Source organism: Caenispirillum bisanense (genome assembly GCF_039523075.1).
GTDB classification, from domain to species: domain Bacteria; phylum Pseudomonadota; class Alphaproteobacteria; order Rhodospirillales; family Rhodospirillaceae; genus Caenispirillum; species Caenispirillum bisanense.
This window is the reverse complement of record NZ_BAAAEP010000048.1, coordinates 1-21,527: the sequence shown is the minus strand read 5'-3', so window position 1 is coordinate 21,527 and position 21,527 is coordinate 1. Positions and strand designations below refer to the sequence as shown.

The window sequence follows — 21,527 nt, the reverse complement described above, 5'->3', positions numbered from 1 at the left end:
AAACGAGCGACCGAGGTAGGCGACAACTCAGTCGGAGGGTCGGGTATCCGGCGAATGCGGACCGATTTCGTCCTTTTTATCTTCAGGCTCTGTTGCAGCAGTATTGGCCGCCGCCGGAGATTCTCCTGGCGGTTGTTCTATCTCTGAAGTCTTATGTTGCGATGCCGCAGGATCGTGCTGCGCCGCAACTTCGGCGGCGGCTGCCGGTTCCTGCTCGTCGCGGGCGGCATAGCCCTTGAGGGCGTCATAGGCGGTGCGGACCGCCGCCCCCACCCGGCTGGGGGCGGCGTAGTTCTCCTCGTAATCGTTCAGGCCGTCAAGGTTTGCGAGCAGCGGGTCGGACCGCCACAGCCGCCGCAGCGCCTGCCGCCGCAGCTCCGCCGGCACTTCCTTGCGCAGGAAGGGGGTGAAATCGCTGTCGCGGGTCAGGCTGTCCACCGGCGGCAGGTCGGGGGCCGGCGGCTCGGCGGGCGTTTCCGCTTCCGTCCCGGCCCCGGTCTCCGGTGCGGGCTCCGCGTCCGCCTCGGGTGGCGGCTCAGGCTCCGGCGCCGGCTCGCGCTCCTGGCTCCGCGCGTCCTGCTTCAGCCGCGACCAGCGGGCGAGGAAGCCGCCGGCTTCGGTGTCGGGCGGCGCATCGGGGCGGCGGCTCATCGCTCGTCCCCCGGCCGGCGGGCCCGGTCCACCGGCGGCAGGCGGCGGAAGCTGTCGTCCTCGCGGCTGCTCTTGGCCTTCTGCTTGCGCTTGATGAAGGGGGTGTCGACGTGGTGACGGGCGCAGAAGGCGCCGATCCAGTAGGCCATTTCCTCGGTCATCGGCAGGGTTTCGACCACCGTGTCGTCGCCCTGCATGTAGGCTTCCGCCTCGTAGGGGCAGGCGGTGACCAGGAACGGCGCCAGCGGGATCGCCGCCCCCGCCGCCGGCCGCAGGATGACGTAGAGCCGCGGCTCCGGCGTCGACAGGTTGCGGCGGTAGCCTTCGGTCTCGCGGCGGAACAGGTCCAGCGTCTGCGGCCCGCACACCCAGCGGTCGGTCTCGGCCGGGCGGATGCCGGGCGCCTCGCCGGCATCGGCGGGCACCACCGCCACCGGCACGAAGCGGTCACTGCCCCAGGGGTGGCTGCTCGACCGCCGCTCGATCACCACCGCCAGGGTGCGGTGGGAGGGGACGTCGGGGGCGGCGGCGCGGTCCTCGGCCTCGGCCAGCATCCGGCGGGCGGCGTCGAGGTCTTCCGGCCGGTTGACGTTGTAGAAGGGGTCGAGCGGCGCCGCCGGCCATTCCACCGCCGTGGTGCGGTAGCGGGCGGTCCAGGCGTCGATCTTGCGCATGTCCTCCCCCACCAGGGCCCGCCGCAGGTCGGCGGCCAGCCGCACCGGCCACAGGGCGACCACCGGATGGGTCCAGCCGCCGGAAGCGGCGCAGGCGATGTCCGCCCCCGCCTCCACCGCCTGCCACAGTCGCGCCGCCAGGTCGAGCGGCACGAAGGGCGCATCGGCGGCGGTGGTGAGCACATGGGTGACGTCGGGGTGATCGGCGGCGGCCCATTCCAGCGCCGTCAGCACCCCCGCCAGCGGCCCGGCGAAGCCCTCCACCACGTCGGTCAGCACCGGCAGGCCGAAGGGAGCGAAGCGGGCGGTGTCGCCATTGGCATTGAGCGCCATGGCCCCCACCTGCGGCGCGATGCGGTCGATGACGTGGGCCAGCATGGGGCGGCCGTCGAGGTCGAGCAGCGTCTTGTCGCCGCCGCCCATGCGGCGCGACAGGCCGCCGGCCAGGATCACCCCGGCAATGCGGGCGCGCGGCTGAGGGATGGCGGGCGGCGGGGTGTCAGTCATCGGCGTGGGCTCCCTTGCGGCGGGCGTGGCGCGGTTCCTCGGCCATGGCGGCGGGGTCGGCATCCCACACCAGCCGGTCCGCCCCGGCCAGCACCAGGAACCGCTTGCCCTTGGCCCGGCCGATGAGGGTGAGCCCGGCCTCGCGCGCCAGTTCCACCCCCCAGGCGGTGAAGCCGGAGCGCGACACCAGCACCGGAATTTCCATCTGCACGCACTTCATCACCATCTCGCTGGTCAGGCGGCCGGTGGTATAGAAGCTCTTGCCGCGGGCGTCGATGCCGTTAAGGCGCATGTAGCCGGCGATCTTGTCGACGGCATTGTGACGGCCCACATCTTCCATGAACACCAGCGGCCGGTCTTCCTCGCACAGCACGCAGCCGTGGATGGCGCCGGTCTTGAGGTAGAGGCTGGGCGCGGTGTTGATCTTCCTCGACAGGGCGTAGAGCCAGGCGGTATGGAAGCGCGCCGCGGGGTCGAGCGGCACCTCGGCGAAGCGTTCCAGGATGTCGCCGTAGACGGTGCCGAGGGCGCAGCCCGAGGTGTGGGTGCGCTTGCTCATCATGGCGTCGAGGTCGCGGTCGGCGTCGATGCGCACGCGCACGGCGCGGGCCTCGGGGTCGTGCTCCACCGCCAGGATGGTATCCTCGGGCCGCAGCATGGCCTGGTTCATCAGATAGCCGACGGCAAGGTACTCGGGATGATCTCCGATTGTAACCGCGGTCACGATGCGCCGATCGTTCAAATACAGCGTAAGGGGCCGTTCGTTGATGATCGGGGCCTCTATGCGGTTGCCGTCCTGGTCGACCCCGTCGACGAGGCGGAAAAGCCCTTCGTCATCCGGGTCCGGCCGAACCAGGAATTCTGAATCTTCCATCGAACCTTGGCCTCGTGCTTAGATATTGGGCTGGTCATTGCGGCACCGCCGCCGGCCCGCCCGATCATCGCGCGACTCGGCGGATGGGGGCAAGGGCGGTTGCAGCGGTCCCACCGGCCCCCGACGTTCCGACGCAGACACAGACAACGCAAAAACCGGGCAGGAAAGCGCTCCCTGATGCCAAAAACCGATACCCGTTTCCTGGTGTGCTCGTGCGAGAACACCATGCCGCTGGACGCCGGGCGCCTGTCGCGGGCGCTGGACGATGCCGCGGTGACGGCCTGCACCATGCTCTGCCGGGACGAGATCGCCCGCTTCACCGCCGCGGCGGCCGAGCCCGGCCGGCTGATCGTCGCCTGCACTCAGGAAGCGCCGCTGTTCGCCGAGGCGGCGGAGGCGCAGCAGGGCCGCGCCACCCTCGGCTTCACCAACATCCGCGAGCGCGCCGGCTGGTCCGACGAGGGCCGCTCCGCCGCGCCCAAGATGGCCGCGCTGCTGGCCGAGGCGACGGTGGAGCCCAAGCCCACCGCCGCCCTGCCGGTGCGGTCCGATGGCCGGGTGCTGGTGTTCGGCCGGCCGGAGGTGGCCTTCGCCGCCGCCCGCCAGCTGGCCGGGCGCATGGCGGTGACCTGTGTGCTGGAAGGCTTCGGCGACGTCACCCCGGCGCCGGTGGCCGACATGGCGCTGTTCGTCGGCCGCCCGGCCGGGGCGAGCGGCCACGTCGGCGCCTTCTCCCTCCGCTTCGCCGACGTGCTGGCGCCGCGGCCGTCGTCGCGCGACCGGCTGGAGCCGGCCACCCGCAAGGACAGCGTCACCTTCGAGGCCGACGTCATCCTCGACCTGTCGTCCGCTGCGCCGCTGTTCCCCGGCCGCCCGCCGCGCGACGGCTATGTGCGCGTCGATGCCGGCGATCCGGTGGCGGTGCAGAAGGCGGTGTTCGAGGTCGCCGACCTGGTGGGCGAGTTCGAGAAGCCGCGCTACATCGTCGTCGACACCGACCTCTGCGCCCATTCCCGCTCCACCATCACCGGCTGCACCCGCTGCCTGGATGCCTGCCCGACCGGCGCCCTGACGCCCGCCGGCGACCATGTGGCGGTGGATGCCCTGGCCTGCGGCGGCCACGGCGCCTGCAACAGCGTCTGCCCCACCGGCGCCATCAAGTATCAGGTGCCGCAGGCCCGCGACCTGCTGGAACGTCTGCGCGTGCTGCTCGGCACCTACGAGGCGGCGGGCGGCACCACGCCGGTGCTGCTGGTCCACGACCGCCGCGGCGACGAGGCCATCGCGCTGCTCGCCCGCCATGGCCGCGGCCTGCCGGCCCATGTGCTGCCCTTCGCAGTGAACGAGGTGGGCGCCGTCGGCCTCGACCTGCTGCTGACCGCGCTGGCCATGGGGGCGGCGCGGGTGGTGTTGCTGGCGACGCCGGAGATGCGCGGCACCCTCGACCACCTGGACGCCGGCCTCGACCTCGCCGGGCGGGTGATGGAGGGGCTCGGCTACGGCGCCGGACGGGTGGAGCTGGCCTGGGTGACCGACCCCGACGCCTTCGCCGACCACCTGCGGCGACCGGTGACGGCCGGCGCCCGCCATGCCGGCTACATGGCGCTGGGCGAGCGGCGGGAGATCTTCGCCGTCGCCCTGGATCACCTGCACGCCTGCGCGCCGGCACCGGTGGACGAGCTGCCGCTGCCGGCCGGAGCGCCGTTCGGCACCCTGCAGGTGGACGTCGACGGCTGCACCCTCTGCCTGTCGTGCGTCGGCGCCTGCCCGGTGGCGGCGCTCGGCGACAACCCGGAGCGGCCGCAGCTCACCTTCCTGGAAAGCGCCTGCGTGCAGTGCGGCCTGTGCGCCGCCACCTGCCCGGAGAAGGTCATCACCCTGCAGCCGCGCATCAACTTCGCCACCGGCACCCAGCGCCGGGTGGTGAAGGAGGAGGAACCCTTCGCCTGCGTCTGCTGCGGCAAGGAGTTCGGCACCAAGTCGGCCATCGACCGCATCGTCGCCCAGCTGTCGGGCCACAGCATGTTCGGCAGCCCGGAGCGCCTGCGCCTGCTGCAGATGTGCGCCGACTGCCGGGTGATCGAGCAGGTGAAGGCATCCGAAGGCTCGGCCCTGGCGCCGCCGCCGCCGCGCCCGCGCACCACCGACGACTATCTGCGCGAGCGCGAGGAGCAGGCGAGGAAACCCTGACGCCATGGACGACCTGGCCGCCGCCGGGCTGCGGGCCCTTGACCTTCTGCTGAGCCTCGATCCGGCGCTGGTGGAGATCGTCGGCCGCTCGCTCTACGTCAGCCTGACGGCGGTGGCGCTGGCGGCGGTGTTCGGCCTGCCGCTGGGGGCGGTGCTGGCGCTGGCTCGCTTCCCCGGCCGGCGGGCGCTGCTGGTGACGGTCAACGCCCTCATGGGCCTGCCGCCGGTGGTGGCGGGGCTGGTGCTCTACCTGCTGCTGTCGCGCAGCGGGCCGTTCGGCGTGTTCGGGCTGCTGTTCACGCCGACGGCCATGATCATCGCCCAGGCGGTGCTGGTCATGCCCATCATCGCCGCCCTGACCCGCCAGACCGTGCACGACCTGTGGGGCGAGTACCGCGAGCAGCTGCATTCCCTGGGGGCGACGCCGCTGCGGGCGGTGCCGACCCTGCTGTGGGACGGCCGGGTGGCGCTGTTCACCGCCCTGCTGGCCGGCTTCGGCCGCGCCAGCGCCGAGGTGGGGGCGGTGATGATCGTCGGCGGCAACATCGACCATGTCACCCGCGTCATGACCACCACCATCGCGCTCGAAACCGCCCGCGGCGACCTGCCGCTGGCGCTGGCGCTCGGCATCGTGCTGCTGCTGATGGCGCTGGCGGTCAATGCCGCCGCCTTCCTGGCGCAGGAGCGCGCGGCGCGGAGCCAGAACGCATGAGCGCCCGCCGCCCGCCCGACCCGATGCCCGACCTGATGACGGTGAAGGAGGTGGCGGATTACCTGCGGCTGGGCGAGCGCAAGATTTACGACCTGGTGGCGCGGCGGTCCATCCCGGTGGTCAAGGTCACCGGCAAGCTGCTGTTTCCGCGCGCCCACATCGACCTGTGGCTGACCGCCCACCTGCAACAGCCGGAGGATGTTGTGCTGCCGCAGCCGCGCCCGCCGGTGATTTCGGGCAGCGACGACCTGCTGCTGGAATGGGCGGTGCGGCAGAGCGGCTGCAAGCTCGCCCTGCTGCTGGACGGCAGCGGCGTCGGCCTGCGCCGCTTCGCCGAGGGCGGTGCGGTCGCCTGCGGCCTGCACCTGCTGGACGAGGCCAGCGGCCGGTTCAACACGCCGCTGGTGGAACGTTCGCTGGCCGGGGTGCCCTATGTGCTGCTGCACTGGGCGCGGCGGGAGACCGGGCTGGTGCTGCCGCAGGGCAACCCGCAGGGCATCCGCGGCCTCGCCGACCTGCTGCGGCCGGAGGTGACCTTCGCCGACCGCCCGCCCGGCACCGGCGCCCATCTGCTGGTGCGGGCGCTGCTGCGGCGCGACGGGCTCGACCCCCAGGCCCTGCGCCCGGCCGAGGCCGCGGCGGTGAGCGAGACAGACGTCGCCGCCGCCATCCTGGAACGCCGCGCCACGGCAGGCTTCGCGGTGCGGGCGGCGGCCAACCGCTTCGGCCTGACCTTCGTGCCGCTGGCGTGGGAGGACTTCGACCTGGTGCTCGACCGCCGGGCAGTGTTCGAGCCGCCGCTGCAGGCGCTGCTGCACTTCACCCGCACCGCCGCCTTTGCCGAACGGGCGCGGCTGTTCGGCGGCTACGACCTGACCGACCTCGGCGCGGTGCGCAGCAACGGGGCGTGACCCCAGCGTGCGCCGCCGCACGCTGGCCGGCGCGACTGCGCCGCGCGGCTTATGCCGCGAGAGCCAAGCGGCCGCAGGCCGCGCCCGGCGATTGAGGGCAACGTATCAACCAGCGTGCGCCGCCGCACGCTGGCCGGCGCGACCGCGCCGCGCGGCTCCTGCCGCGAAAGCCAAGCGGCCGCAGGCCGCGCCCGGCGCCTGAGGGCAACCCTAAATCAAACCTCCCGGATCAGGCGTTCCAGTTTCTCCGCCCGGTCTCCGGGGGCCGGGTGGGTGGACAGGAAGGCGAAGCCCTGGCCGCCCTGGCTTTCCATGCGCCGCCACAGGGCGACGGCGGCGTGCGGGTCGTAGTCGGCGCGGCGCATGAGGTCGAGCCCCAGCCGGTCGGCCTCCAGTTCGTGGTCGCGGGAGTAGGGCAGTTGCAGCCCCACCTCCACCCCCAGGCCCAGCACGGCGGCGATCTCGCGGGCGTACTGGATGTCGCCGAGGTTGAGGGCGACCTCCAGCGCGTTGAGGCCGAAATCCTTCAGCACCTGGGCGTTCAGGCGTTCCTGAGCGTGGTCGGCCAGGTGGTGGCCGATCTCGTGGCCGATCACCGCCGCCAGCTGCGCCTCGCTGTCGGCGAAGCGCATCATGCCTTCGAACACGCCGATCTTGTTGCCGGGCAGGGCGAAGGCGTTGATCTGTCCGCCCTGGAAGACCCGCATTTCCCACTGCACCGGATCGGAGCCGAGCGCCCGCAGCAGCCGCCCGCCGATGTCCTGCAAGGCGCTGTTGAAGGCGGCGTTCTGCGACAGGGGGATTTCCTGCCGCATCTGTTTCCAGCTGGCGAGGCCCATCGCGCGCACCTGCTCGTCGCTGACCAGGTCGACGGGCCAGTCGCCGCTGTCGTCGCAGGCGGTAAGCGGCAGGGACAGCGCGACGGCGCCCGTCAGAAAGACGAAGCGCCGCCGGGACAGGTGGGTGGGGCAGGAACAGGCCATGGGGGCATCCGCAGGTGGTTGCGCTCGGCCATCAAGGTGGCCGCCGGTGGCCAACGTGCAAGCTCAGCCTCCCGTGGCGTTGGGGAAGAACAGCGGCTCGCCATTGATGGTGAAGCCGGCGATGGCCTGCTGGCCTTCGGGCGACACCAGCCAGTCGGCGAAGGCCTGCGCCTCGGCCAGCTTCACGTGCGGGTGCCGGTCCGGGTTCACCACGATGACGCCGTACTGGTTGAACAGCCGCGTGTCGCCCTCCACCAGCAGCTCCAGCGGGCCACGGTTGCGGAAGCTGAGCCAGGTGCCGCGGTCGGCGAGGGCATAGGCGCCCATGGCGGCGGCGGTGTTGAGCGTCTCGCCCATGCCGGAGCCGGTGGACCGGTACCAGCCGCCGCTGGCGGCGGCGACGTCGACGCCGGCGGTCTGCCACAGGGTCAGTTCCGCCTTATGGGTGCCGCTGTCGTCGCCGCGCGAGGCGAAGGGGGCGCCGGCCGCCGCCACCTTGGCCATGGCCGCCGCCGCGTCGCGGCCGCCGCGGATGCCGGCCGGATCGGCCGCCGGCCCGACCAGGATGAAGTCGTTGTACATCACGTCGCGGCGGGGGAGGCCGTAGCCCTCGGCGACGAAGGCGTCCTCCGACGGCTTGTGGTGGACGAACAGCACGTCGGCGTCGCCGGCCCGCGCCATCTGGACGGCCTTGCCGGTGCCCACCGCCACCACCCGCACGTCGATGCCGGTCTTCTGCTCGAACACCGGCAGCAGGTGCTCGAACAGCCCGGAGGCCTGGGTGGAGGTGGTGGAGGCGACGATGATGAAGCGGTCGGCCGCCTGCGCCGGCGGGGCGGCCAGGAGCAGGGCGGCGGCGACGGCGCAGGCGCAGGCGCCGAGGCGGGACAGGAACGCCATGGGGTGGTCTCCGGCGTGGGATCAGGCCGCCAGTTCGCCGCGCAGGAAGGCGGAGGCGGCGGCACTGGCGGGGCAGGTGAAGAAGGCGGCGGCCGGCGCGTGCTCGACCAGCCGGCCGGCGGCCAGGAACAGCACATCGGTGGCCAGCCGGCGGGCCTGTCCGAGGTCGTGGGTGGCCATGATGATCTTGATGCCGTCGGCGGCGATGGCCGCCACCAGCCGCTCCACCGCCAGCGAATGCACCGGATCGAGGCTCGCCGTCGGCTCGTCCAGCAGCAGCACCGCCGGCTGCACGGCGCGGGCGCGGGCGAGCGCCACCAGCTGCTGCTCGCCGCCCGACAGCACCCGCGCCGGCCGCTCCGCCAGATGGTCGAGCCCGGCGCCGGCCAGGGCGGCCATGGCGCGCTCGCGGCGGGCGCGGCGACCGTGGCCCTGCAGGGCGAGGGCGTACTCGACGTTGGCGCGCACCGACCGGCGCAGCATCACCGGCCGCTGGAACACCATGGCCTGACGCGGCCGCGCCTCCGCTGGCGACAGGCCGTGCCAGCGGATGCTGCCGGCGGTGGGGGTGAGCAGCCCGTGCAGCAGGCGCAGCAGCAGGCTCTTGCCGGCGCCGTTGTGGCCGAGCAGGACGGTGGCGCCGGCATCGGTAAGGTCGAACCGCAGGTCGCTGAGCAGCGGCGCGCCGCCGGCACTGGCGAAGCACAGGCCGTCGACCCGCAGCGGCAGCAGCGGATCGGCAGGCCGCAGGGCGGCAGCGGGGGAGGGGGTATCGAACGGGGCCATGCCCCACTGAAGCAGGCCGGCGCGGCAGCGGGAAGCGCCGTCTCCCGTGTTCCATCGATCACTGGAAAGGGTGCAGCCCTGTACAGCCTTATGCAGTGGCGCCGGGCGGCAGGCCGGTCAGCAGGCGCAGGGTGAAGCTGGCGTTGCGCCGCAGGCCGTAGGGGGTGGCGAGGCTGCGCAGGTGATGCACCAGCGCCGCCAGCCGGTTGCCGTGGCCGAGGTGGCGTTCGGCGGCGTGATGCTCCAGCCGCACCAACTTGCGGCGGAAGGCCTCGCGCACATGCGGCGGCAGCGAATGGCCGAGCAGGCCGCGCACGAAGTCTGGCGCCGCCGCGTCGTAGGCCAGGCTGCGCGACAGCGACCCCGGCGTCTCGGTGATGATGAAGGTCGGTTCCTCGACGAAGCCGATGGAGTGGCCGCGCTGGGCGAGGCGGAAGGCGACGGTTGTCCACTCGAAGAACTTGGGCACCGCCGCGAAGGGCTCCACCGTCACGGCGGCGGTGCGGTAGAGGCCGCCGCAGGAGGACAGCCAGTTGGTGTCGGCCAGGGTCGCCAGCGGATCGGCGGCGAAGGGCGCCATGGCGGCGAACAGCAGCCGCCGGCCGCCGTCGGGGCGGACGCTGTAGCCGTTGCTGGCGACGGCGTCGGGCTGGTCGGCCGCCTGCAGCCGCTCCAGGCGCTGGGCCAGGGCGTCGGGCATGTAGGCGTCGTCGTCGTCCAGGAAGGCGAAGAACGGCGCCCGCACCGCCACCCGTCCGGTGTGGATGGCGCGGGGCAGGCTGCCTTCCTCCTGCCGCAGCACCCGCACCCGCGGCAGGGTGGCGAGGCGTTCCATCAGGCGCGGCTCCACCCGCGGGCCGTTGGCGACGATCACCGGCCGCGCCACCGCCCCGCGCTGGTCGAGGAGGCTGTCGACGGCCCGCAGCAGGCTCTGGGCGCGGGCGGCATCGCAGGTGGTGGGGATGATGACGTCGACGATGGCGGCGGTGGTGCCGGCGGTGGTGGTTGCGGTGGTCATGCGGCGCGGCTCCTCCGGCGGCGCAGGCCGCTCAGCAGCATGTCGAGGGCGATGCGCTCCAGCCCGGCCGGACGGCCCAGCACCGCCCAGGCGGCCAGCAGCAGCACGGTGTAGGTGACGCCGCCCACCGCCACCCGCAGCACGAAGTCGAGCACCGTCGGCACCGCCGCCGGCGGCAGCGACAGCAGCACGACGGCCATGCCGGCGGTGGCGAGCAGCGGGCGGGAAACGGCGCGCAGCAACTGCAGCGGCGTGATCAGCCCGACCTGCAGCACGCGGGCGTAGGAGACGAGGGTGAAGGCGGCGGCACCGATCAGCGTCGCGGTGGCCACCCCGGCCAGCCCGTCGTCGCGGAACCACAGCCACCAGGCGCCGGCGAAGATGCCGGCCTGCGCCCAGGTGCCCCAGCCCGACAGCGCCATGCGCCCGACCGCCACCAGCAGGGTGCCGACCGGGTGGCGCAGGGCGATGACCGCCATGGTCAGGCAGACCACCTGGAACACCGGCACCGACGGCACCCATTGCTCGCCGAACACCACATGGATCAACTCGCGGGCGGTGAGGGCAGCACCGAGGGCGGTCGGCAGGGCGAGGGCGGCGGAGCCGGAAATGGCCTGCTCGGCGGCGGCGCGCAGGCGGTCAAGCTGGTTCTGCAGGGCGGCGAAGGCGGGCAGCAGGGCGCGGCCGACCGGCGCCAGCAGCTCCCCCACCAGCATGTTGGCGAGATCGCTGGCGACCGAGTAGAAGCCGAGCGCCGCCGGCCCCGCCGCGCCGCCGACGATGATGCGGTCGAGCCGCAACTGCGCGAAGCGGCCGACGCTCTGCACCGTCAGCCACAGGCTCATGCGCAGGAAGCGGCGCAGGCTTTTCAGCGACAGGCGCGGCCGGTAGGGGTGCAGCACGTAGCTCATCACCACCGAGGCGACGCGGGCGGTGGCATAGCCGGCCACCAGCGCCCAGTAGCTTTGCAGCAGCACCGCCAGCGTCACCGCCACCACCACCGACGCCAGCTTCTGCACCACGAACAGCAGGAAGTCGCGGCCCATGGAAAGGTCGCGCTGGAAATCGACGATGCCGACGTTCTGGAAGCCGCCGATCACCATGGCGGCGGCCATGGCCATCACCACCGGCGGCACCCGCGGATCATCGAAATAGACCGCCGCCGGGTAGGCGAGGGCGAAGGTGATGGCGGCCGCCAGCACCGCCTGGATCAGGTTCATGGTCCAGGCGGTGTCGTAGTCGTCGCGGGTGAGGGTGTCGTGGTGGATCAGCACCGTGCGGACGCCGAATTCCAGCACCGCCTCGGTGAAGGCGAGGATGATCATGGCCATGCTGACGAGGCCGAAATCCTCCGGCGTCAGCAGGCGGGCGAGCACGATGGTGCTGATGAGGCCGAGCAGCCGCACGATCCACCGCGACCCCAGCGCCCAGGCCGAAGCCCGCAGCACCACGGTGCGCGAGACGGCGGCGCGCCCCGCCGGGGGGGCGGCCTCAGGCAACGGGAACCCCCTGCAGCCAGTGCACCAGCAGGCTCATCTTCCAGCTGCTCTTCTGCAGCCGGGTGGCCCCGGGGAAGGCCTCGCGCGGGCGCAGGTCATAGTCGTCCAGGCTGCCCCAGGCGACGCCACGGCGGGCCAGCGAGTATTCCCAGATGCTGCGGTTCTTGTGGTAGGCGTTGCCGAGCATGGTGGTCGGCGCCCCCAGGATGCAGCCGGCGATGGTGCTGTGGGTGCGGTTGGTGATGATGCGGCGGGCGCGGGCGTGCATCTCCACCCAATGCCCGAAGCTGCGGCCGAAATATGCGGGGTCCAGCCTCACCCAGCCGCGCAGGGTGCCCTGGCGGGTGTCCGGCGCCTCCGGGTCGCGGCGCAGCGCCAGCAGGTTGTAGGTGGTGCGTCGCGGCCGGTGCTGCAGCAGCACCGATCCGGGCATGTAGAAGGCGGTGTCGTCGTTGAGGTGCAGGGCGGCGCCGGCGGTGACGGGCGCCATCAGGTCGTGGGTGACGTGCTCGCGGGCGAAGAAGTGGAACTCCTTGCCGGCGGCGGCGCGCACCATGGCGGCGGCGAGGTCGCGGGCGAAATCGGCATCGGCCTCCACCGTGCAGGGGCCCTGGATGACCGTGCGGCCCGGGCTTTCCAGCGCCAGCCGCAGGCCGTCGATGGCGCGCGGGCTGGACCAGCGGTTGAGCCCGCCGCTGCCGTGGACGTAGACCACATGGTCCGGCGTGATGGCCGCCTGCGGCAGGTCTTCGAAGGTGGTGGCGGTCCAGCGCAGGCCCAGCACGTCGGCCAGATGCTCCAGGCCGCGGTAGATGAGGAAGTCGCCCCAGTTACCGCCCGGCTGCACCAGCAGGAACGGCCGGTCGCGCAGCGGCGTCAGCACCTCCACCAGGGCGCGGTCGGCATGGGCCGGGATGACGCGCGCCGGCTCGCCGGCTGCGGCTGCGGCGGCGGGTGCGGCGACCGCCGGGACGCTGCGGCGGTCCATGACGACGTCGGGGCTCGGGCTCACGCGGTCGCTCTCCCTGTGGGCGATGGGCGGCCCAAGGATAGGCAAAGGCCGGGGGCGCCGCGACGTATCGGGCGGATCACGTCCGATGGATATGGCCGGCTGCGTTGGGCACTGGAAAGACCGGGGGCGGGTGAGCTATGTAGGGCCTTCGGTTTTCAGAAGGGACATGTTCGATGGCTGAGTGTTATTGCCGTTCCGGTCGCGAGTTCGACGCCTGCTGCGGCCCCTACCTTGCCGGCCAGCCGGCGCCGACGCCGGAAGCGCTGATGCGCTCGCGCTATTCGGCCTTCGCCACCGGCAATATCGACTATCTGGAAGAGACGCTGCTGCCGGAAACCCGCCACGACTTCGAAAAGGCCAGCGCCCGCGCCTGGGCCGAGAACAGCGAGTGGACCGGCCTGGAAATCCGCCACACCCAGAAGGGCGGCGCCGAGGACGATACCGGCGTGGTCGAGTTCGTCGCCCACTACCGCACCGGCGGCAAGGATCAGGTCCACCACGAGACCAGCTCGTTCGTGAAGCGCGAGGGCCGCTGGTGGTACGTCGACGGCATCATGGGCTCGCTGCCGCGCACCGCCGCCAAGGTCGGCCGCAACGATCCGTGCCCCTGCGGCTCGGGCAAGAAGTACAAGAAGTGCTGCGGCGCCGCCGCCTGATCCCGCGGCCGACGGCCTGACGGAAATAGAAAACGCCCGGATGACGGATCATCCGGGCGTTCTTCTTTTCCTGGGCCGGCCTTATGCGCTGCGGCCGAACACGCGCTTGAAGATCGTGTCGACGTGCTTGGTGTGGTAGCCGAGGTCGAAGATCTCCTCCAGCTCCGCATCCGACAGCTTGGCCGTCACGTCGGCGTCCTGCTTCAGGTTGGAGAGCAGGTCGCCCTTGCCGCCCCACACCTCCATCGCATTGCGCTGGACGATGCGATAGCTGTCCTCGCGGCTGACGCCGCGCTGGGTGAGGGCCAGCAGCACGCGCTGGCTGAACACCAGGCCGCCCATCTGGTTGAGGTTCTTCTCGATGTTCTCGGGGTAGATCACCAGGTTGGCGACCACGTTGGTCAGGCGCGCCAGGGCGAAGTCGAGGGTCACCGTCGCGTCGGGGCCGATGTAGCGTTCGACCGACGAATGGCTGATGTCGCGCTCATGCCACAGGGCGACGTTTTCCATCGCCGGCAGGGCGTAGGCGCGCACCATGCGGGCGAGGCCGGTCAGGTTCTCGGTCAGCACCGGGTTGCGCTTGTGCGGCATGGCCGAGGAGCCCTTCTGCCCCTTGGAGAAGTATTCCTCCGCCTCGCGCACTTCGGTGCGCTGCAGGTGGCGGATTTCCGTCGCCAGCCGCTCGATGGAGCTGGCGATGACGCCCAGCACCGAGAAATACATGGCGTGGCGGTCGCGCGGGATGACCTGGGTGGAAATCGGCTCCACCTCCAGGCCCATCTTGGCGGCCACGTGCTCTTCCACATGCGGGTCGATGTTGGCGAAGGTGCCGACGGCGCCGGAAATGGCGCAGGTGGCCACTTCCTTGCGGGCGGCCAGCAGGCGGTCGCGGTTGCGCTGGAACTCGGCGTGGAAGCTGGCGAACTTGAGGCCCATGGTGACCGGCTCGGCGTGGATGCCGTGGCTGCGGCCCATGCACACCGTCATCTTGTGCTCGAAGGCGCGCTTCTCCAGCGCCGCCAGCAGGGCGTCGATGTCGGCCAGCAGGATGTCGGCGGCCTGCACCAGCTGCACGTTCAGGCAGGTGTCGAGCACGTCGGAGCTGGTCATGCCCTGGTGGACGAAGCGCGCCTCGTCGCCGACGTATTCCGCCAGGTTGGTCAGGAAGGCGATGACGTCGTGCTTGACCTCGGCCTCGATGGCGTCGATGCGGGCGACCTCGAACTGGCCGCGCTCCCACACCGCCTTGGCGGCTTCCTTCGGAATCACCCCCAGCTCGGCCTGGGCGTCGCAGGCATGCGCCTCGATCTCGAACCAGATGCGGAACTTGTTCTCGGGTTCCCAGATGGCGGCCATCTGCGGGCGCGTGTAGCGGGGGATCATGGCGTGGATCTCGCAGTGAGTGGACGGGGTCGGGCTTGGCGGCGTTATAGGGGATTTGCCGGGCGGCGACCAGACCTTGCCTTGCGCCGTCTTCGCCGCTGCGGTAGCGTCGGGTCACGTCCTGCAGAGAGGCATCCGAGCCATGCGCCGCGCGCTGATCCTTCTCCCGGCCCTCATGCTGTCGGCCGCCGCTGCCATGGCCGCCGACAAGGCCCCGAGCCCGGCGGCGCCGGCCACCGAGCGGGCCGATCCCTTCACCGCCCCCATCGTCCCCATCCCCGACCCGGAACCCGGTGCGGCCGAGGACGACGGCGACGATCTGCCGGTGCTGGAAATGACGGTGGGATCAATGCAGCTGGTGCGCCTGGGCGAAGTGCCCACCACCACCATCGACACCTTCCCCGGCATCGTCTCGGTGGGGGTGGAGCCGCCCGACATGCTGTTCATCTTCGCCGAGAAGCCGGGCGAGACCCAGCTCATCATCGCCGACAGCAATTACGTCGAACTGTTCGCCAGGACCATTGTGGTGACGGCGCCCGAGTAGGGCGCCGGCGGGCGTGGTAACGGCGCCCGGAGAGGGCGCCGGGAGCGTCCGCCTCAGCGGCCGCCGTAGCGGATGAAGTCGGTCCAGGTGCGTTCCAGCTTCTGCAGCACCGTCTCGGCGTCCTTCATCTCCTCCGGGGTGGCGCCGCCGATGGTGTTCAGGTTCTCCGCCAGCCCCTTCTGCATGTCGCGGATGGCGAGGCAGAGGTTCATGCCCTTGTCGGTCAGTTTCAACTGCACGGCGCGGCGGTCGTGCTCCGCCCGTTCCTGTTCGATATAGCCGAACTCGGTCAGCTTCTTGATGTTGTAGCTGACGTTGGAGCCATGATAGTAGCCGCGGTCCTTCAGATCGCGGATCACCACGTCGTCATCGCCGATGTTGGACAGCAGCAGGGCCTGCACGGCATTGATGTCGTTGACGCCCATGCGGCGCAGCTCGGCGCGCAGCACGTCCAGGAAGTGGCGGTGCAGGCGCTCGACCAGTTGGACGATGGTGTTGTAGGCGTCGTACATGAACGGAATCCCCCACCATTCGGCGTAGCCATAGGCCGAAAGGTTACCATGCCCTAATACAGCCTGCTTGCCTTGCGGTCAAACCCTTATGTTATAGCAGGTTACACCTCTTGTCATATCAGGCCCTGCGATTTCATCGAGGTGTGACGGCCGCGCCCGACGATGACATGGTCGTGCAGGATCACCCCCAGCGGCTGCGCCGCATCGCGCACCCGGCGGGTCATCTCGATGTCGGCAGCCGACGGAGTGGGGTCGCCGCTCGGGTGATTGTGGACCATGATGAGGGCGCTCGCCTGCAGTTCCAGCGCCCGCTTCACCACCTCGCGCGGGTAGACGGGGGTGTGGTCGACGGTGCCGCGCTGCTGGATCTCGTCGGCGATCAGGCAGTTGCGGCGGTCGAGGAACAGGATGCGGAACTGCTCGATGTCGCGGTAGGCCATGCTGGCGGTGCAGTAGTCGATGAGCGCGTCCCACGAGGTGATGACCGGCCGGTTCATCACCTGGTCGCGCAACATGCGCACCGCCACCGCCTCGGCCGCCTTCAGGGCGGTGGCGGAGGCTTCCTTGATGCCATCCACCTGCATCAGCTGCTCCGGCCGCGCGGTGACCACGCCGGCGACGGAGCCGAACTGCTTCAGCAGGGCCTTGGCGATGGGTTTGACGTCGCGGCGCGGGATGGCGCTGAACAGCAGCAGTTCCAGCAGCTCGTAATCCTGCACGGCATCGGTCCCGCCGCGCAGGAAGCGTTCCCGCAGGCGGTCACGATGGCCGGCATGATGGGCCGATGCCGGCCGCTCCTTGGTCGCGACCGGCGCGGCGGCATCCTCCGCCATCCCGAACAGATCCCCCTCGTCCTCCGCCATCTCCCCTCCTGCGATGCCCGGCGTCAGGACCGCGCTTGACCGTCGCCGCCGTTGTTCCAGCGGTGAGACAGGAAGCGCCCGATAACGCCGATGACGCCGACCCCCAGAAACAGTCCGGCGCCCACTTCCGAGCCGATGGCTATGGAATAAACGGCGCCGCCGATCAGCGCCAACAGCGCGACGAACCCCAGCACCAGACCGCCCAGGGCGGTGTTGCTGGCGGTGGCCATGTCCCGGCGCTCCCACCAGATGCGGTGAGCCTGTTCGGCCTCGGCCATGGTCATGATGCGGTCGGCAGCGCCGGGCAGGATGTCCTCATAATGGGCAAGGAGGGCAGGGGGAGGGAGCGGACGGCGGAAGGAACTGGACTGCACCAGCGCCGTGCGCAACTCCCTCGCTTCGTCCGGCGGCAGGGCTTGCAGAAGACGTTCAAGCTCTCCCGGGGCCGTCTCTTCAGGGGGCGGTGGCGGCACGGTCGCGCCGTCGGACTGCACCATGATCGGGGCGGTCAGCCGGCCCGGCGGGGACCGCCGGCGGCGGCCTCCGCGGCCAGGGCGATGCGGAAGTCGCGGCCGATTCGCTGCATGTCGTCCGCCTGCTGCGACAGGGGGTAGCGGCGGCCCTTGCGCGCCGGGGCGGCGATGTCGGCGATGCAGCCCAGTCCGCTCAGCATGCCCGACCACAGGCCGAAAGACGCCTGCCGGTAGACGCGGCGGACAGCTTCCCGGTTGGTGGACATGCCGATTGCTCCCTCGTTGCCGTTAGCGTCCGGCCGTGCCGGACCGGCGCTGTACTGTCGTAATCAAAGCCATGAAACGACGGCCGAGGCAAGTCCGGCGCAGGTGCGACCGGCCCTCACGCCCCCTCATACGGCGGGCAGTGCCAGCCCTTGGGGGAGAGGGTGAAGATCTCGCAGCCGTCGGCCGTGACGCCGATGGTATGCTCGAACTGGGCCGAAAGCGAGCGGTCGCGGGTCACCGCCGTCCAGCCGTCGGAGAGGATCTTGGTGGCCGGCTTGCCGGCGTTGATCATCGGCTCAATGGTGAAGAACATGCCCTCCACCAGTACCTCGCCCTCGCCCTTGCGGCCGAAGTGCATGACGTTCGGCGGGGTGTGGAAGGTCTGGCCGATGCCGTGGCCGCAGAAATCGGTGACGACGGAAAAGCCGTTGCCCTCGGCGTGGCTCTGGATCGCCCAGCCGATGTCGCCGAGGGTAGCGCCGGGGCGCACCACCTCGATGCCGCGCATCAGGCATTCATAGGTGACGTCCACCAGCTTGCGGGCCTTCACGCTCGGCTTGCCGACGAAGTAGGTGCGGCTCGAATCGCCGTACCAGCCGTCGACGATGGGGGTGACGTCGATGTTCAGGATGTCGCCGTCGATCAGCTTCTTGTCGCCCGGAATACCGTGGCAGACCACATGGTTGACCGAGGTGCAGATGTGCCTGGGGAAGCCGCGGTAGCCCATGGGGCCGTGGACGACGCCGTATTCCTCGGCCTTCTTCGCCAGCAGGTCGTCCAGTTCGCCGGTGGTGACGCCGGGCTTCACGTAGGGGGTGATGAAGTCCAGCATCTCGGCGGCGACGCGGCCGGCCTTGCGCATGGCCGCGAAATCCTCCGGCCCGTGCTGGAGGAAGGAGTCGGTGCGGCGGCGAGCGGTTTCCATGGTGTCTATCCGTCTTGCTTCTTCTTGAATCGGCGATCGTCCGGCGGGTCAGGCCGGCAGCGGCGTATCCAGCCGCAGCGGCAACGGCCGCGCGACGCTGATGCCCTCGGGCGTCAGGGTGCAGGCCCAGCACACCGCCTCCACCCCCCTGGACAGGGCGAGCGCCAGGGCGTCGCGGTAGGCCGGGTCGATGTCGGCGGCGACGCGGAAGGCGTGGCAGTCCTCCCGCTGCACCAGGTAGACCATGACGGCGCGATGGCCCTCGGCCACCATGTCGGTCATCTCCACCAGATGCTTGGCGCCGCGGGCGGTGACCGCGTCGGGGAATTCGGCGTGGCCGTCGCGGGCGAGGGTGACGTTCTTCACCTCGACATAGCAGCGGCTGCCGTCGGCCTTTTCCAGCAGCACGTCGATGCGGCTGTTCTTGCCGTACTTCACCTCGCGCCGCACGGTGTCGTAGCCGGCGAGTTCCGGGATGAGCCCGGCAGCGCAGGCCTCGGCGACCAGGGCGTTGGGCCAGCTGGTGTTGATGCCGACCAGCCCGTCGCCCACCCGCACCAGTTCCCACGTCCACTTGAGCTTGCGGTCGGGGTTGTCGGCCGGCGACAGCCAGACTTCGCTGCCCGGCTCGCAGCAGCCCATCATGCTGCCGGAGTTGGCGGTGTGGGCGGTCACCAGGGTGCCGTCGGCCAGCACCACATCGGCCAGGAACCGCTTGTAGCGCTTCACCAGGGTGCCGCGAATGAGAGGCGTTTTGAAGTTCATCGGTCGACCTTAGTTCTGCCGCGGCTTGCCGTCGAGATTGAATTCCTCCGCCTTCAGCGCATCGGCCAGGCGGTTGGCGGCGCTGCCGGGGCGCAGCGGCTTCTGCTGGCTGGCGTGCGGCGCCCAGGCGTGCATGTAGAGCACATGGAAGGTGGCCGGCAGGCGCCCGTCGTCGGCGTCGCGGAACTCGGCGACATAGCGTTCCAGCGCCGTCAGCAGGGTGGTGCGGCGGGTGAAGCCCTTGCGCCGTTCGGCCACCGCGTTGCTCTCCCCCATGCCGCGCAGATCATCAAGCAGCCGCATGGGGTTTTCATAGCGCACGGTGATGAGGTCGCTGTCCACCACCGGCAGGGCGAAGCCGGCCCGCTGCAGCAGGGCGCCCAGGTCGCGGCTGTCGGTGAAGGGGCTGACGCGCGGGCTGAGGCCGCCCTCCACCGCCACTTCCGCCTGGGTGAGGCACTGGCGCAGCTCGTACAGCGTTTCGCCGCCCAGCATGGCGGCCAGCAGCAGGCCGTCGGGCTTGAGGGCGCGGCGGATCTGCACCAGCGTGCCCGGCAGGTCGTTGACCCAGTGCAGCGACAGGTTGGAGACCACGGCATCGAGCGAGCCGTCGCGCAGCGGCAGGAATTCTTCGTCGGCGGCAACGCAGAGGCCGCCGGCGCAGCGGGCCATGGCCGGCGACAGGTCGGTCTGGATGATGGTCTCGACCCCGCGGCGGCCGCGGATGGCGGCGGCCATCTCGCCGCCGTGGCAGCCGATGTCGGCCACCAGCGGGAAGTCGCGCGCCACGTCCTCCAGCCGGTCGGCGAGGCGGCTGGCGGTTTCGCGGAACAGGAAGTCGTAGTCGCCAAGCCGCGGCGCGGCGCGATCACGATGCCGCCGCACGGTGGCGCGGTCGAAGATGCGAATGGGGTCGGACATGGGCCGTTAGATGGCATCCCCCGGCCCGGCTGGCAAGGGTGCAGGCGCGGCAGCGGCGGCATCCGCGCCCCCGGTATGGCCCTGGCGGCGCGGCGGGCGGCGCGGCAGCCTTGCGAAAACCGCCGGGCAGGTGCCCGCGGCGGGCGGTTTCAACCGCCGATCAGGTCCGTTACATCAGGATCCTTCGCCCCTCTCGCCTTATGCCAGACCCGGCCCCGTCGCGGCCGGCAGGAGATGTTTCCCCTCATGTCTTCCGGTCCCCCCTCCCGGCCCGCCGGCCGCACCGGCCTCGTGCTGCTGGCGCTGGCCATGGGCGGCTTCGCCATCGGCACCACCGAGTTCGCCGCCATGAGCCTGCTGCCCTACTTCTCCGCCGGCCTCGGCATCGACGAGCCGACCGCCGGCCACGTCATCAGCGCCTATGCCCTGGGGGTGGTGGTGGGGGCGCCGGTGATTGCCGTGCTGGCGACGCGCATGGTGCGGCGGACGCTGCTGATCGGCCTGATGGTGGTGTTCGCCGTCGCCAACGGCCTGAGCGCGCTGGCGCCCTCCTACGGCTGGATGGTGGCCTTCCGCTTCCTCAGCGGCCTGCCGCACGGTGCCTATTTCGGCGTCGCGGCGCTGGTGGCGGCGTCGCTGGTGCCGGCGGAGCGGCGGGCGCAGGCGGTGTCGCGGGTGATGCTGGGGCTGACCGTCGCCACCATCTGCGGCGTGCCGCTGGCCAGCTGGATCGGCCAGGGCCTCGGCTGGCGCTGGGGCTTCGCCCTGGTGGCGGCGCTGGCGCTGGCGACGGTGGCGCTGCTGATCGCCTTCGCCCCGCGCGGCAGCCGCCAGACCGGCGCCAACCCCCGCCGCGAGCTGAGCGCCCTGGCGCGCGGTCAGGTGTGGCTGACGCTCGGCATCGGCGCCATCGGCTTCGGCGGCATGTTCTGCGTCTACACCTACCTCGCCACCACGCTGATGGAGGTCACCGGCATGGCCCCGGCCCTGGTGCCGCTGGTGCTGGCGGTGTTCGGCGTCGGCATGACCCTCGGCACCCTGTTCGGCGCCTGGGCCGCCGACCGCGCCCAGATGCCCGCCGCCGGCGGCATCCTGCTGTGGAGCGCCGCCGCCCTGGCCCTGTTCCCGCTGGTCGCCCACGACCCCTGGCTGGTGACGCTGTGCGTGTTCCTGATCGGCGGCGGCGGCGGCCTCGGCACCGTGCTGCAGACGCGGCTGATGGACGTGGCCGGCGATGCCCAGATGCTGGCGGCGGCGCTCAACCACAGCGCCTTCAACGTCGCCAATGCCCTGGGGCCGTGGCTCGGCGGCCTCGCCATCGCCGCCGGCCTGGGCTGGACCGCCACCGGCTGGGTCGGCGTCGGCCTGACCCTGACCGGCTTCGCCCTGTGGCTGATCTCGCTGGTGCTCGACCGCGCCCGCGATGCCCGCCGCGAGGCGGTGGCGGAGGCGCGGGTGGCGGCGGCGGAGGCGGCGGCGCGGCCGTGGTGGCTTAATGGCG

General features: G+C 71.3%; 23 protein-coding genes. 6 read left to right on the top strand and 17 right to left on the bottom strand.

Annotated elements, in window-relative coordinates:
* Positions 1–27 precede the first annotated feature (27 nt).
* From ABD056_RS17920 to ABD056_RS17910, 3 genes are read right to left on the bottom strand one after another with little or no spacing between them, the layout of a single operon-like run.
* The gene (locus ABD056_RS17920) at positions 28–651 is read right to left on the bottom strand and encodes a DUF3306 domain-containing protein (RefSeq protein ID WP_343868889.1); all 624 of its coding nucleotides are present in this window, start codon (positions 649–651) and stop codon (positions 28–30) included.
* The gene (gene mobA, locus ABD056_RS17915; RefSeq protein WP_343868887.1) at positions 648–1,832 is read right to left on the bottom strand and encodes a molybdenum cofactor guanylyltransferase MobA; all 1,185 of its coding nucleotides are present in this window, start codon (positions 1,830–1,832) and stop codon (positions 648–650) included. The genes ABD056_RS17920 and mobA overlap by 4 nt, the downstream gene beginning before the upstream one ends.
* Positions 1,825–2,706 (bottom strand): formate dehydrogenase accessory sulfurtransferase FdhD, encoded by an 882-nt coding sequence (locus ABD056_RS17910; protein WP_343868886.1) that lies wholly within the window; start codon positions 2,704–2,706, stop codon positions 1,825–1,827. Before ABD056_RS17910 ends, mobA begins: the two co-directional genes overlap by 8 nt.
* A 177-nt stretch (positions 2,707–2,883) precedes the next feature.
* On the opposite strand from ABD056_RS17910, the gene ABD056_RS17905 reads away from it, so the two are divergent.
* The 3 genes from ABD056_RS17905 to ABD056_RS17895 are packed head-to-tail and all read left to right on the top strand — an operon-like array spanning position 2,884 to position 6,519.
* Positions 2,884–4,896 carry a 4Fe-4S binding protein gene (locus ABD056_RS17905; RefSeq protein WP_343868884.1) on the top strand — a complete coding sequence of 671 codons (2,013 nt, stop codon included), beginning with the start codon at positions 2,884–2,886 and terminating at the stop codon, positions 4,894–4,896.
* Between the two features lie 4 nt (positions 4,897–4,900).
* Entirely contained in the window at positions 4,901–5,608 is a 708-nt protein-coding gene (locus ABD056_RS17900; protein WP_343868882.1) for an ABC transporter permease, read from the top strand.
* On the top strand, positions 5,605–6,519 hold the full coding sequence (locus ABD056_RS17895; protein WP_343868881.1) for a substrate-binding domain-containing protein: 915 nt from the start codon (positions 5,605–5,607) through the stop codon (positions 6,517–6,519). The genes ABD056_RS17900 and ABD056_RS17895 overlap by 4 nt, the downstream gene beginning before the upstream one ends.
* Before the next feature lie 215 nt (positions 6,520–6,734).
* On the opposite strand, the gene ABD056_RS17890 is transcribed toward ABD056_RS17895, so the two are convergent.
* The 6 genes from ABD056_RS17890 to ABD056_RS17865 form a co-directional block, all read right to left on the bottom strand.
* A complete protein-coding gene (locus ABD056_RS17890) occupies positions 6,735–7,502 on the bottom strand; it encodes a M48 family metallopeptidase (RefSeq protein ID WP_343868879.1) in 768 nt (255 codons plus the stop codon).
* Between the two features lie 63 nt (positions 7,503–7,565).
* Positions 7,566–8,402, bottom strand: a complete 837-nt coding sequence (locus ABD056_RS17885; RefSeq protein WP_343868877.1) for an ABC transporter substrate-binding protein — start codon at positions 8,400–8,402, stop codon at positions 7,566–7,568.
* Positions 8,403–8,423: 21 nt separating this feature from the next.
* On the bottom strand, positions 8,424–9,188 hold the full coding sequence (locus ABD056_RS17880; protein WP_343868875.1) for an ATP-binding cassette domain-containing protein: 765 nt from the start codon (positions 9,186–9,188) through the stop codon (positions 8,424–8,426).
* Positions 9,189–9,276: 88 nt separating this feature from the next.
* A complete protein-coding gene (locus ABD056_RS17875) occupies positions 9,277–10,206 on the bottom strand; it encodes a glycosyltransferase family 2 protein (RefSeq protein ID WP_343868873.1) in 930 nt (309 codons plus the stop codon).
* Positions 10,203–11,705 (bottom strand): oligosaccharide flippase family protein, encoded by a 1,503-nt coding sequence (locus tag ABD056_RS17870; protein ID WP_343868872.1) that lies wholly within the window; start codon positions 11,703–11,705, stop codon positions 10,203–10,205. Before ABD056_RS17870 ends, ABD056_RS17875 begins: the two co-directional genes overlap by 4 nt.
* On the bottom strand, positions 11,698–12,717 hold the full coding sequence (locus ABD056_RS17865; RefSeq protein WP_343868870.1) for a hypothetical protein: 1,020 nt from the start codon (positions 12,715–12,717) through the stop codon (positions 11,698–11,700). The genes ABD056_RS17870 and ABD056_RS17865 overlap by 8 nt, the downstream gene beginning before the upstream one ends.
* A gap of 173 nt (positions 12,718–12,890) precedes the next feature.
* On the opposite strand from ABD056_RS17865, the gene ABD056_RS17860 reads away from it, so the two are divergent.
* Positions 12,891–13,373 carry a YchJ family protein gene (locus ABD056_RS17860; protein ID WP_343868867.1) on the top strand — a complete coding sequence of 161 codons (483 nt, stop codon included), beginning with the start codon at positions 12,891–12,893 and terminating at the stop codon, positions 13,371–13,373.
* 81 nt (positions 13,374–13,454) lie between these two features.
* On the opposite strand, the gene purB is transcribed toward ABD056_RS17860, so the two are convergent.
* A complete protein-coding gene (gene purB / locus ABD056_RS17855; protein ID WP_343868865.1) occupies positions 13,455–14,756 on the bottom strand; it encodes an adenylosuccinate lyase in 1,302 nt (433 codons plus the stop codon).
* Positions 14,757–14,898: 142 nt separating this feature from the next.
* Here purB and ABD056_RS17850 point away from each other — a divergent pair, with 142 nt between their 5' ends.
* Complete coding sequence (locus tag ABD056_RS17850) at positions 14,899–15,300, top strand: pilus assembly protein N-terminal domain-containing protein (protein WP_343868862.1); 402 nt, start codon at positions 14,899–14,901, stop codon at positions 15,298–15,300.
* 53 nt (positions 15,301–15,353) lie between these two features.
* On the opposite strand, the gene ABD056_RS17845 is transcribed toward ABD056_RS17850, so the two are convergent.
* The 7 genes from ABD056_RS17845 to ABD056_RS17815 form a co-directional block, all read right to left on the bottom strand.
* Positions 15,354–15,812: a MarR family winged helix-turn-helix transcriptional regulator gene (locus ABD056_RS17845; RefSeq protein WP_343868861.1), complete on the bottom strand. Its 459-nt coding sequence runs from the start codon at positions 15,810–15,812 to the stop codon at positions 15,354–15,356.
* A 113-nt stretch (positions 15,813–15,925) separates the two neighbouring features.
* Complete coding sequence (gene radC / locus ABD056_RS17840; RefSeq protein WP_343868912.1) at positions 15,926–16,645, bottom strand: RadC family protein; 720 nt, start codon at positions 16,643–16,645, stop codon at positions 15,926–15,928.
* A 53-nt stretch (positions 16,646–16,698) separates the two neighbouring features.
* On the bottom strand, positions 16,699–17,172 hold the full coding sequence (locus ABD056_RS17835) for a DUF2335 domain-containing protein (RefSeq protein ID WP_343868859.1): 474 nt from the start codon (positions 17,170–17,172) through the stop codon (positions 16,699–16,701).
* An 11-nt stretch (positions 17,173–17,183) separates the two neighbouring features.
* Complete coding sequence (locus ABD056_RS17830; RefSeq protein WP_343868858.1) at positions 17,184–17,414, bottom strand: hypothetical protein; 231 nt, start codon at positions 17,412–17,414, stop codon at positions 17,184–17,186.
* A gap of 116 nt (positions 17,415–17,530) precedes the next feature.
* Positions 17,531–18,340, bottom strand: coding sequence for a type I methionyl aminopeptidase (map, locus tag ABD056_RS17825; protein ID WP_343868856.1), 810 nt, complete (start codon positions 18,338–18,340; stop codon positions 17,531–17,533).
* Positions 18,341–18,388: 48 nt separating this feature from the next.
* Positions 18,389–19,105: a DNA/RNA nuclease SfsA gene (gene sfsA / locus ABD056_RS17820; RefSeq protein WP_343868853.1), complete on the bottom strand. Its 717-nt coding sequence runs from the start codon at positions 19,103–19,105 to the stop codon at positions 18,389–18,391.
* A gap of 9 nt (positions 19,106–19,114) precedes the next feature.
* Positions 19,115–20,026: a methyltransferase domain-containing protein gene (locus ABD056_RS17815; protein ID WP_343868851.1), complete on the bottom strand. Its 912-nt coding sequence runs from the start codon at positions 20,024–20,026 to the stop codon at positions 19,115–19,117.
* 246 nt (positions 20,027–20,272) lie between these two features.
* On the opposite strand from ABD056_RS17815, the gene ABD056_RS17810 reads away from it, so the two are divergent.
* On the top strand, positions 20,273–21,527 hold a 1,255-nt coding region (locus ABD056_RS17810; RefSeq protein WP_343868849.1), incomplete at its 3' end, for an MFS transporter.

Bases quoted from the DNA above. Each gene is read 5' to 3' on its own strand.
- ABD056_RS17875 (WP_343868873.1), bottom strand. From the start codon at position 10,206: ATGACCACCGCAACCACCACCGCCGGCACCACCGCCGCCATCGTCGAC.
- ABD056_RS17895 (WP_343868881.1), top strand. From the start codon at position 5,605: ATGAGCGCCCGCCGCCCGCCCGACCCGATGCCCGACCTGATGACGGTG.
- ABD056_RS17905 (WP_343868884.1), top strand. From the start codon at position 2,884: ATGCCAAAAACCGATACCCGTTTCCTGGTGTGCTCGTGCGAGAACACC.
- ABD056_RS17830 (WP_343868858.1), bottom strand. From the start codon at position 17,414: ATGTCCACCAACCGGGAAGCTGTCCGCCGCGTCTACCGGCAGGCGTCT.
- ABD056_RS17910 (WP_343868886.1), bottom strand. From the start codon at position 2,706: ATGGAAGATTCAGAATTCCTGGTTCGGCCGGACCCGGATGACGAAGGG.
- map (WP_343868856.1), bottom strand. From the start codon at position 18,340: ATGGAAACCGCTCGCCGCCGCACCGACTCCTTCCTCCAGCACGGGCCG.
- ABD056_RS17860 (WP_343868867.1), top strand. From the start codon at position 12,891: ATGGCTGAGTGTTATTGCCGTTCCGGTCGCGAGTTCGACGCCTGCTGC.
- ABD056_RS17885 (WP_343868877.1), bottom strand. From the start codon at position 8,402: ATGGCGTTCCTGTCCCGCCTCGGCGCCTGCGCCTGCGCCGTCGCCGCC.
- ABD056_RS17890 (WP_343868879.1), bottom strand. From the start codon at position 7,502: ATGGCCTGTTCCTGCCCCACCCACCTGTCCCGGCGGCGCTTCGTCTTT.
- ABD056_RS17900 (WP_343868882.1), top strand. From the start codon at position 4,901: ATGGACGACCTGGCCGCCGCCGGGCTGCGGGCCCTTGACCTTCTGCTG.
- ABD056_RS17845 (WP_343868861.1), bottom strand. From the start codon at position 15,812: ATGTACGACGCCTACAACACCATCGTCCAACTGGTCGAGCGCCTGCAC.
- sfsA (WP_343868853.1), bottom strand. From the start codon at position 19,105: ATGAACTTCAAAACGCCTCTCATTCGCGGCACCCTGGTGAAGCGCTAC.
- ABD056_RS17880 (WP_343868875.1), bottom strand. From the start codon at position 9,188: ATGGCCCCGTTCGATACCCCCTCCCCCGCTGCCGCCCTGCGGCCTGCC.
- ABD056_RS17815 (WP_343868851.1), bottom strand. From the start codon at position 20,026: ATGTCCGACCCCATTCGCATCTTCGACCGCGCCACCGTGCGGCGGCAT.
- mobA (WP_343868887.1), bottom strand. From the start codon at position 1,832: ATGACTGACACCCCGCCGCCCGCCATCCCTCAGCCGCGCGCCCGCATT.
- radC (WP_343868912.1), bottom strand. From the start codon at position 16,645: ATGGCGGAGGATGCCGCCGCGCCGGTCGCGACCAAGGAGCGGCCGGCA.
- ABD056_RS17850 (WP_343868862.1), top strand. From the start codon at position 14,899: ATGCGCCGCGCGCTGATCCTTCTCCCGGCCCTCATGCTGTCGGCCGCC.
- purB (WP_343868865.1), bottom strand. From the start codon at position 14,756: ATGATCCCCCGCTACACGCGCCCGCAGATGGCCGCCATCTGGGAACCC.
- ABD056_RS17835 (WP_343868859.1), bottom strand. From the start codon at position 17,172: ATGGTGCAGTCCGACGGCGCGACCGTGCCGCCACCGCCCCCTGAAGAG.
- ABD056_RS17920 (WP_343868889.1), bottom strand. From the start codon at position 651: ATGAGCCGCCGCCCCGATGCGCCGCCCGACACCGAAGCCGGCGGCTTC.